The organism is Bradyrhizobium sp. 23, from assembly GCF_023073295.1.
GTDB lineage: Bacteria > Pseudomonadota > Alphaproteobacteria > Rhizobiales > Xanthobacteraceae > Bradyrhizobium > Bradyrhizobium canariense_D.
On record NZ_JADPJF010000004.1, the window covers coordinates 1 to 9,870 of the forward strand.

Below are 9,870 nucleotides of genomic sequence, written 5' to 3' on the forward strand. Positions count from 1 at the left end.
GCTGGCCGATGCCCAAGCTCTCGTTGGCCGCTTCCACGCGATGATCCGAAAGAAGGCCGAGATGGAGCTCGAACCTTGGATTGAGGAATCCAAGCGGAGCCTCATTGCCTCGTTCGCGAATGGCATTGCCAACGATAAGGGCGCGGTGCACGCGGCAATCACGCAACCATGGTCCAATGGCCAAGTGGAAGCTCAGATCACCAAGCTCAAGCTGGTCAAACGGCAAATGTACGGGCGCGCTAAGCTCGATCTCCTTCAGGCTAGGCTGATTGGCGCGCCATAAAAACAATCACGATCATCGAATATGCGTCAGAGCCCCTTTTGGGTGCCGATAGGGGGTCCCAGTCGAACGCCGATTGACAGACATGCGCTATCTGCTGTTTGTCGCTGCTAGCACTTCCCATGCACTTGGCTTTGTCTCGCCTTCGGGTGTACGTCCTGCGACACGCTTGGCAGGACGCTCATTGTTTGCAAGGACGTATCTGGGGGGATCCTGGCAATTGCCAGTTCTCGTTCGGGGACGGACGCCTATTGCGGTATCGACCCGACATACGCATTGGCGCGGCGGGTAGAACGATCGCGCTGACAACCAGTACAAGACGCCACGAAAAGACGCACAAGGGAAATGCGGGGTGTTGTTACGAAATCGTGTCTTCGACGAATAGTTGGCCTTTGAACGTGTGCAGCAGAAGCTGCTGACCTCGCAATGGCGGCCGCCGCTTAGATTGCGACCGCACTACTGCGCCTTAACCCCGCTTAGCCCTTTTTGCATCGCATGACTTGGCTGGCCGTGTCAAACTGTCGACTCTTCGATGGCCTGACGCTTGGGTTGCCACGGCTACTGCGAATTGGGCAGCAAGCGGGCGGCAAGCGCACCGGCGCCTCAGGTCAGCGACGCCTCTAAGCGGCTCGCCTGACAAGTCTGTACGGTCGGGTTATCCACACGCCATCGAATTAGCGGCGGCAGACGCGCGTCTGCATAGCTTTCACGATCTGCTGCGCTGGAAAGCACTCCCATGCTTGCATTTGACGAAGGCGCGGCGGTCACTCCGAGCTCGTTTGAAGGATTTCACCGCGGAATACGCGCAACGCAATTTTCGGCCGACAGGCAGGGGCTCATCGAACTAATCGATCGCGATATGCCGCTACAACAGAGGGTGAGCGCGAGGCCTGTTTCGGGAGCTGGAAAGTGCCAAGTATCCCGGGGAAGGGATTGGAGCAGGGCATGGTACGCAATTTCTATCAGCTCTGTATGGGGAAGTAAGTATGCCGGAGCGTTGATGCAGCGCAGCAGGTGTGAGCGGCAACAAATCCTCGGGCTGCAGTTGAACTTGATGAGGCTCGGAAAAGAACTCGCTCCGGTAGAGTATTGCCTCCCTGGGCAGAGCCAGCCAGTCCGACATGCAAGAGATGCGGTTAAGACAACGCCGCAGGCAAATTGCCAGAATGATCGCATCGGCGCGCCCTGAGACCCAGCGTGACGCAACGCGCTTCCAAATGACAATTTGAATCTGGGGAGTTCTTGCTTGATGGTCGCGCGACCATTGGAGTTTTTATGCACGCGCCTGCTACTTTGGAGGCGTATGTTTCCCTTTCATGGTTGACAGTTTTCACTCGTCCGCCATAGAAAAAGGGTGGTCCCCCGGGATGCGCGCAATACTCAACTGCTTCGGTCGCAAGAATCGGATTACCGTTCGCCTAACATATTCGGTGACGCGGGGACTTCGGGAGGGCGGTGGCTTCAAAATCGTAGGCGAGACAGGTGAGATTAAATTGTATCGCTTAGAGCTGCGAAATCGACCTGAGGCCATCTGACGAAACGGATCGAAAATGAGCCACGCTTCGGAAGTATCAGTTGAGCGGATCACGATTCCAATCCTGCAGCGGTGGAAGCAGGAGCGGCGGCGTGTCGCCATGACCACCGCCTACGATGCGGTTACTGCAGGCATCGCTGACCCCATCGTCGACATCATTCTTGTCGGCGACAGTGTTGGCAATGTCTGCCTCGGATTCGACAACACGTTGCCTGTCAGCGTGGCGATGATGAATCATCATCTCGAGGCTGTTGCGCGCACAAGGCCCCGTGCCCTGCTCGTGGCCGATATGCCGTTTCTTAGCTTTCACCTCAGTCCGGAGGAGACGATACGTAACGCCGGAGGATTCTTGCAGCGAGGTGCAGATGCAGTGAAACTCGAGGGCGGGGCCAAGCGCGTGGAAATGGTGCGCGCCCTGGTCGATTGCGAAATTCCCGTCATGGGCCATCTCGGCCTCACCCCGCAGAGCGTCAATATCATGGGCGGATTCAAGGTGCAGGGCCGGAAAGCCGATGACGCTTTGCGGCTGCTTGATGACGCTCACCGTCTGCAGGAGGCCGGATGCTTCGCGTTGGTGCTTGAAGGCATTCCGGCCGAGCTCGCCCAGCGAGCGACCGAATCGCTGTCGATACCGACTATTGGAATAGGCGCGGGTCCCGGGTGCTCGGGCCAAGTGCTCGTATTCCATGACGTGCTGGGGCTGACTGAAGGTCGTCGGGCCAAATTCGTTCGCGCCTATGCAGATGGTTTTCAGCTGTTGCAGGAGGCGCTGTCGCGCTGGGCTACCGATGTCCGCAGTGGAGCGTTCCCGGCGCCGCAAGAGTCCTATCGGCTTCCTGAAAGCCTGGGTGACATCATCGCAAACTGGGCTCCTCCTAAGACAACCTGATGTAAGGTGCTACGATGCAGACGATTACGACGGTCGCTGAGCTTCGTCGTGAACTGGCGAAGGCTTGCAGCGCGGGCAAACGCGTCGGGCTAGTGCCGACAATGGGCTATTTGCACGAGGGCCATCTGGCCCTGGTCGAGGCGAGCCGAGCGCAATGCGACGTTACCGTCGTTAGCATCTTCGTCAATCCGACGCAGTTCGGACCAAACGAGGATCTCAGCAGCTATCCTCGCGATTTCCTGCGCGATGAAAAATTGTGCCGCGATGCCGGTGTTGCGATTGTCTTCGCGCCGGGTGCACGGGAAGTCTATCCGGCTCAATTCGAGACCTTCGTCGAACCGGGCGAATTGGCGAAGCCACTATGCGGGGCTTTTAGGCCTGGGCATTTTCGCGGCGTCGCAACCGTGGTATGCAAGCTGTTCAACATGGTGCGTCCGGACGTCGTGTTTTTCGGGCAAAAGGATTTTCAGCAATGCGCGGTCGTGCGTCGCATGGCAACTGATCTCAATCTTCCGATCGAGATCGTCACCGTGCCAACCGTTCGGGAACCGGACGGGCTCGCGATGAGCAGTCGCAATCGCAATCTGAGCGAGGAAGAACGTCGGCGAGCCGTTGCCATCAGTCGTGGGCTGTTCGCCGCGGCGGATGAGTTCCGCTCAGGAGTGCGCGAGGTGGATAAGCTGATTGCGATCGCGGAGCGGCATCTTGAGACCGTTGATCGGCTGCAATACCTTGAACTTGTCGATGGTGATACGCTCAAGCGCGCCGCGAGTCCGCTGCGGCTTCCGGCGGCGCTCTGTGCCGCAGCCTACGTCGGTTCGACCCGGCTGATCGACAACGTACTGCTCGCGTTGCCAACTCTGTAGCGCAATTCAGAACCAGATCGACAAACTGTGTTCTTCTTATCCGTTTCGGCGGTCGTCGGTGTAACCCTGGAAGTTCCGACGCGGCCGCCCCTCGCGCTTCGCCGCGGCAAGATTTCTAGCCGGGGTAGATCGAAGTGGTCGAAACTAATGCGCACGTAGCCCGCGTCGACCGGGGGCTTCCGCAATCAATTCCGACTGAAGATGACGCACGACTGTCTGGGGCAGCGCGTATTCGCCGATCTTGCACTGATCCTTCTTGAAGGAGAGAATATGCGCGTAACGGAACACCGAGACGCGATCCGGACGGAGTTCGATGCATTTGGCGCACCGGATCTAGCACTACAGTTGCAATTTTCGGGCGGTTCTGAATCTATGGGCCACCATCATTCGGGATTTGATGATTGGTGGAGCGTCGGTCGAAGATGCGCGACGCTGTGGGCTTCTTTGTTGCGGCAGACCAAGCAACGGATTCGTCCGCTGTTTACGCGGAGCGGGTCGCGATCTCGGCGGGGCAGCTTTCTCAATGGACTGTTGGGCAACGAGCGCATCCCTCCCGCACACGGACAAGAATCAATGCCGGTCCATGTGCACAGCCAATTCGATGAAGAAGTCGTTAATGGCGAGCCGTGACGGGGGCGTTGACAAAGACGATGGGTCTAGCAGGCACATAAGCCTCTGCGTGCCTTCCATGATCAAACTGTTTATGTCCGCGTCTACACCGCGATCTCGGTTGCCACAGTTTGGCAGGCTACGCAAGCCCAGAGTAACAGGGTTGCAAACCCCTCGCCTCGCATTGAGATCGATTGCGATCGGCAGACAATTTCATGTCAGCTTTGCGACTGAGCCATATTGATTTCTCGCGAATATGACTACGGAAGGTGAGACCGCGTTGGCGCGCTAAAGGGCGTCAGGAATCGTAATACGCGGTCTCGAGGCGCACTCGGGTGCTTCGTGCTCCTTCAGTGCGCGACCGCGTTCATCAATCAGCAAGTAACAAGCTTGTTGAGAGCCCCCGACGCTCCATGCCTAGCCGGCCTGCACAGTTGCCCGATCGTATCGAGATCGGACTGAGTCGTCACGTGCGTTTTCGCGGTGGCATCGTATTTGCAGTCAAAGATGTCGTCGCGGATCGAACTAGAAGAGTGACGATCGACGCGATCCGATATCACGCGCTGAACCGTCCGGCATGGCGGATTGCGCCAACAAACGATGTCCTCTCGACCGCCGAACCTGCGCACTCTCTGTCGCTCGGGAGTCCGTCGTTGGTACAGCGCCCGCAGGTCGTCTATCAATAGGGTCCCTGTCATGGCGTCTGCTGGTCAACCATCCTCTCGCTTCGCAACGCGTCTTGCATTCTTCGTTCCCGGGGTTGGCTTCGGGGCCTGGGCCCCGCTCGTACCATTCGCGAAAGACCGGCTGGCCGCCGATGACGGCGTACTTGGCCTACTACTGCTCTGCCTGGGTGCTGGATCCATCATCGCGATGCTTCTGACCAGTGTTTTGAGCGCCCGCTACGGCGTCAGGCTGATCATTCTTGTGGGTGGGCTTAGTCTCGCGATCGTCCTGCCGTGCCTCACGACAGCTAGCAAGTTGGCGCTCGGCGTCGCGCTATTCGCCTTAGGCGCCTCGATAGGCTCGATTAGCGTGGCCGCGAACATTCATGCGATGGAGGTGGAGCGCACGGCGGAGTGCCCGCTGATGTCCAGCTTCCACGCTCAATTCAGCATCGGGGGACTTGTGGGGTCTGCAGCCATGACCGCTTTTCTCTCGCTGCAGATTGACGCATTTGTTTCGGCTGTGGTCTGCTCGGGATTGATAGTGATCGCGATCATGCTGGCGTGGCCGCGATTGGTACCAACGGCGCGGGCGGACCAGGGACCGTCGTTCGTTCTGCCGCGTTCCATCGTGCTCCTTCTAGCCGTGATTGCGGCGATCGCCTTCCTTATCGAAGGCGCGATGCTCGATTGGGCTGCCTTGTTGGTCGTCGGCGCTGGTCTTGCTCCAAAGACGCAGGGCGGCTTAGCGTATGTACTGTTCTCCATAGCCATGACGGTGGGACGCCTTGCTGGCGACGCCGTCGTCGAACGCGCGGGGGACCGCGCGACACTTATGTTCGGAAGTCTACTGGCCTTGGCAGGTTTCGGAGCTCTGCTGGCGGCACCGGCGGCCGTCATCGCCATGATCGGCTTGCTGCTCATTGGTCTTGGCCTATCGAATGTCGCCCCGATTCTGTTCCGGCGCGCCGGCACGCAGGAGGCGATGCCCGTTGGTCCCGCGATTGCCGCGATCATGACGGTGGGTTATGCCGGAATTCTCATTGGACCAGCTGGTATCGGCTTACTGGCCAAGTACGTGGGACTGCCGGCCGCATTTGGGGTCCTAGCCGGGCTCATGTGCCTCGTCGTGCTCTTGGCGCCGATCGCGACGGCGAACACACGGTGAATGCGTTTGAAACGTGAAAGAGCGGCACCCGCGCGCAAGAGAAGCTCCGATCGTATCTTGTCTCTCATCGAGACGGCAATGAGTTGGCTAGCTGATATCTGCCTGGCGCCGATGATCGGCTACTTTTTGCTGGTCCCAAAGCGGTGCGCTTCTCCGGAGGTGCTTCAGGCCCGGCGATTGGTGGTCCGCGTTCTTACAGAGATCTGCCTTCATGCCTCGATAGGTCGCTTGATGCGCTTGCTGTTCGCCCAATCGCTTCATCCCAGGCTTCTATGCCTATGTGAATCCGCGCTTTCGCCTGTTGGCAAGCTCGAGCGTTCAACCCGATTGCCCAAAGCGGACGTTCGCCGAGCAGGCGTTGATACCTAACGGACTTGGAAATACCGGTATCTGGTATCTCGCAGCCCCTGGACAGGTTTGTGCGTTGGCCTTAATCAATCGAATTCTGCAAGCCCGGTCGATTTGATCATTCTTTCTCGGGACTATCCCGACGTTCGAAGCCGAGACAACCTCGCCGGTGCGGGCGGTGCTAGGGTCGACGAGAGTGAGAAGGACCACGAGATCGGCCTTCGTACGGATCTCGCATGGAAGAGTCTCGAAGTCGGCACCAGAAGAGAAAGCTGGATTGACGCGTACACGACGTGAAGATATTGCAGTTTTTGGTCGGTACGCTTTCTCATGGGCATGGTTGGGTCACTTCGTTCCCTTAGGATGGTGCCGCGCTTATCGCAAACCCTGCATGAACCGCTCCTTACAAGGCGGACGTGTGTCTGGCCATTACTCGAGCCTAGACCGTGACGAGGTACTGCCGGACATTGGCGGCGACGATTGTCGTGTTTGAGATCAATTTTGACCGCCGACGCTCCCCGCATTTATCACGAAGCGCCTGCACCCTTAAGTTTTCAGAGTTGGTACCCGGCTTGGTCCGTTCGGGGCAACATTATGGCGCGACAATCAGGATGAGAGCGCGTATTGCCTCATGAAGGGAGTGTTCCCGAAGAGGATGCCTCATCTATTTTGCTCCCGAGAAGACGGACGGACCGTACGGGGAGGCCGATCGTGGAGCTGGCCGAGGTTTGCGCAACGACAGGCTTCCCTGTACCGGAAGCGGGCGCTGTCACGGCGCAACCGGTGCCGCGTCGAACCGCTCCGCAAGATCTGCCGATCCAATCAGTAGCGCGCTTGCCTGCTCGCTGCGTCACGATTTGATGCGGCGCTGCAGCTTTCGCAGCAGCTTATTCGGCCAAAGAGTGACGATCTTTACCTTGGCATGGGCCATACGCTTGAACACGCAGCTATGTCTTCCTGATCACGTCAGAGACGATCATCGCCTCCGTCGGCACCACTTGAAACCGCCCGCGCAAGGCGTCGGTAAAGCGCTCTGGCTGCCGAGGCTCTCGAATAGGGCAGGGATGAACCCAATAATGAGACCCTGGGCATGTTCGAGACCCTGCATGAACGGCTAGTGCGCGCCGCGAGCGCAGTCGCTGACGAGATCGCGCGGCGCAGGCGATGAAACGTCAGCGGTGAGTGAAAGAGGGGCGTGGTCACCATCTGATAGCCAACCGAGCGAAGCATGTAGGCGCAGCGTCTAGATGTGCTCACCTGTAGCCCGTTTCGCCCACCGACAACAGACGATCCTCCTCCGATCGGTGGTGCGAGTCTAGAATCGCTATCACATTCGAATCGCACTCTCTCTTCGCGTCTATGCAGAATTTCTGCCCGATGACGGTTTGTGAACACGCGGTCTACTGATCCGTCGTCGCATTGCCGATGATGACTTCTTCACCACCTGGTGCCCAGCGGGAACAGCCATTGAAACGCTTGTCTGTCAATCGGCCCATTAATTCCGGATTGATGTCAATTCTCCTTTTGAAGCCACTCGGCAAGACGGCAGCGCTCGCGTCGTCGGAGCGGGTAGGGTTGCGGAGGGCGATGGGACACCTGTCATCGCGTCGTCGAGCCGCTCCTGAGCGACGAGCTGTTCGGCAGCCTTCGGTCTGAGCGCGCTCAGCAGACGCTGCACGATCGAATGCTGTCTCGTCCCAAACTCGCCGGGATATTTCTCTTAGCAGGCAGGCAATTGCGACCGCAGTTAATTGCGGCTCCTCGATGAGCCCAGCCCTCGATCGTAGCAAAATGCGGGTCGAGCTTGGACGTCGTGCCAACCCTGGTCTTATAAGGCCGACGGCGGCGGCCTGGCACGCGGCTCGCCGGCCGTCACCGTCTTGCCGAGGGCCTTCGCGAACTTCGCTGCGGCTGCCGGCGCGGTGCTCGTGCAAGCGGGTTGCAGGCCGCGCGCCTGTCCGACACGACGATCGGCGCGATTGCCAAGTTCCTCCTGGATTGCGCGAATCTCGGCCAAGAGCGCGACCGGATTGAGCGAGCGATACTGATCGTGCAGCCGCCGCTTTACAGCCGCGGTCAGCTTGGATGCGCCCGCGCGCGCTGATAGGGTGTCAACGGAGCATGACAACGCTTGATCACCTTGGCCCCTTCTCGGCGCTTCTCCTTGAGCTTGAACGACGGCTGAAAGAAGTTGACGTAGAGTTGCCGCCGCATAGAGGCGGCCCATCACGTGCGCCGTGTCGAGGCCATCGAAGCGGCCGTAGCCCATCAAGCGACGCACAACGGCACCATTCTTCTGCTCGACGAAGGCCTGACCGTTCTTGTTGTAGGCACGCGAGCGCGTCACCCCGAGCTTCGGCTGGCGCACCGCGGCGCGAAGACCTCGTTCATGAACCTGCTGTCGTTGTCGAAGTCCACACCGCGTAGAAGCCAGCGGAACCGGCTCTGTGCGGGTTTCATAGCCTCGACAACCAGCGAGCCATCCCGCCTCAACAACGGCAGGCACTCCGTCCAGCCCGTCGCGAATCGGCCATCGTCATGGTCTGGATGACGATCCCGCCACCGACGTGCCGCCAGGGGCGACCATGTCGACCTCGCAGAAGCCCGGCCGCGGGCTGTCCCAGTCATTAAACGTCCGGTTCGGAACTTCCCGCCGGATGACGCTCATCATGCCGGCGCGTCTCAACAACATCGATCCGAAAGCGTGGCTCGCCGACGCCTTCGCGCGCATCGCGGACATGCCACAGAGCTGCCTACACCAGTTGCTGCCGTGGAATTGGACGTCGCTCACGTCGACGTCCTCCGCTCGGCGCACGTCAACAGAGTCAAGTCCGTCTTCACCATCGGTCGCGTCGCAAAGGACCTCGGCGAGGACGAGGACTGGCTTTGGGATGTGGCCAACGGAGTGGACCCGGTGGGCGGCGTCATCTGGGTTTACAGCATAGGTAACGACGGCGTCATGGCGTTCACCGACTCGGCTAACCTGATGGAGCTCATCAGGATGCACAGGGGAACCGAACCCCTCAGGCGGTGGAATCGGTGATCCACTATCCGCGGCTTATCTCGGATGGATACAGTTCAACCAGCTGCACGCGCTATTCAGTTGAAGCCGACTTCACCCACTTAGCCGGTTTCGCAGTGCCTGCCGATCGACGACGAGGTAGAGGAGGCTCAGATCTGCGTGCCGTCTTCCCGCGAGCCGTCTGACCAGCGCCCGGGTACCGTCGACCACAAACACTCCGCAATCATAGCCGTTCCCCTGCTCGCGCATGGGGGCATCTCGCAAATCGGCTCCCACCCGCGCTGCGAGCATTGCTGCAGGTCTGGCATTGTGTCGCTTGGCAGAGTCATAATGATGGGCAACAGGCCGGTGGCGATCGCGGCGATCTACCAGCAGCAACGACCAATGGGAGCCGCGGGCACGGGGGTCCGTAGCGCTCGCATCACTCACCGGCAAGAACAGGAAGTCGGCCGTATCGTTGCCATTCCGATCGTTGACAATGCGACGGAA

The 9,870-nt window shown here is 59.3% G+C and carries 7 protein-coding genes and 3 pseudogenes; 8 read left to right on the plus strand and 2 right to left on the minus strand.

Going from position 1 to position 9,870, the window contains the following annotated elements:
- The 6 genes and pseudogenes from IVB32_RS00745 to IVB32_RS00770 form a co-directional block, all read left to right on the plus strand.
- Positions 1-283, plus strand: a 283-nt coding sequence (locus IVB32_RS00745; protein ID WP_247409549.1) for a transposase, incomplete at its 5' end; no start/stop codon positions are given.
- An 82-nt stretch (positions 284-365) separates the two neighbouring features.
- Positions 366-586 (plus strand): annotated as a pseudogene (locus IVB32_RS00750) (DUF3551 domain-containing protein).
- Positions 587-1,830: 1,244 nt separating this feature from the next.
- Positions 1,831-2,703, plus strand: coding sequence for a 3-methyl-2-oxobutanoate hydroxymethyltransferase (gene panB / locus IVB32_RS00755; protein WP_018458909.1), 873 nt, complete (start codon positions 1,831-1,833; stop codon positions 2,701-2,703).
- 14 nt (positions 2,704-2,717) lie between these two features.
- Entirely contained in the window at positions 2,718-3,569 is an 852-nt protein-coding gene (panC, locus tag IVB32_RS00760; RefSeq protein ID WP_247399046.1) for a pantoate--beta-alanine ligase, read from the plus strand.
- Positions 3,570-3,770: 201 nt separating this feature from the next.
- Positions 3,771-4,199, plus strand: coding sequence for a hypothetical protein (locus IVB32_RS00765; protein ID WP_247398689.1), 429 nt, complete (start codon positions 3,771-3,773; stop codon positions 4,197-4,199).
- 675 nt (positions 4,200-4,874) lie between these two features.
- Positions 4,875-6,011, plus strand: a complete 1,137-nt coding sequence (locus IVB32_RS00770; protein WP_247398687.1) for an MFS transporter — start codon at positions 4,875-4,877, stop codon at positions 6,009-6,011.
- Positions 6,012-8,187: 2,176 nt separating this feature from the next.
- Here the strand turns inward: IVB32_RS00770 and IVB32_RS00775 are convergent.
- Positions 8,188-8,727 carry a hypothetical protein gene (locus IVB32_RS00775; RefSeq protein ID WP_247398685.1) on the minus strand — a complete coding sequence of 180 codons (540 nt, stop codon included), beginning with the start codon at positions 8,725-8,727 and terminating at the stop codon, positions 8,188-8,190.
- Positions 8,728-9,016: 289 nt separating this feature from the next.
- On the opposite strand from IVB32_RS00775, the pseudogene IVB32_RS00780 reads away from it, so the two are divergent.
- Both IVB32_RS00780 and IVB32_RS00785 read left to right on the plus strand, forming a co-directional pair.
- A pseudogene (locus IVB32_RS00780) lies at positions 9,017-9,139 on the plus strand (transposase domain-containing protein); the annotation flags it as partial.
- A complete protein-coding gene (locus tag IVB32_RS00785; protein WP_247398683.1) occupies positions 9,130-9,402 on the plus strand; it encodes a hypothetical protein in 273 nt (90 codons plus the stop codon). The pseudogene IVB32_RS00780 and the gene IVB32_RS00785, both read left to right, overlap by 10 nt.
- A 72-nt stretch (positions 9,403-9,474) precedes the next feature.
- Here IVB32_RS00785 and IVB32_RS00790 read toward each other — a convergent pair.
- Positions 9,475-9,870, minus strand: a pseudogene (locus IVB32_RS00790) (hypothetical protein); the annotation flags it as partial.

Coding starts and splice junctions, on each gene's coding strand:
- IVB32_RS00765 (WP_247398689.1), top strand. CDS start 3,771: ATGACGCACGACTGTCTGGGGCAGCGCGTATTCGCCGATCTTGCACTG.
- IVB32_RS00770 (WP_247398687.1), top strand. CDS start 4,875: ATGGCGTCTGCTGGTCAACCATCCTCTCGCTTCGCAACGCGTCTTGCA.
- panB (WP_018458909.1), top strand. CDS start 1,831: ATGAGCCACGCTTCGGAAGTATCAGTTGAGCGGATCACGATTCCAATC.
- panC (WP_247399046.1), top strand. CDS start 2,718: ATGCAGACGATTACGACGGTCGCTGAGCTTCGTCGTGAACTGGCGAAG.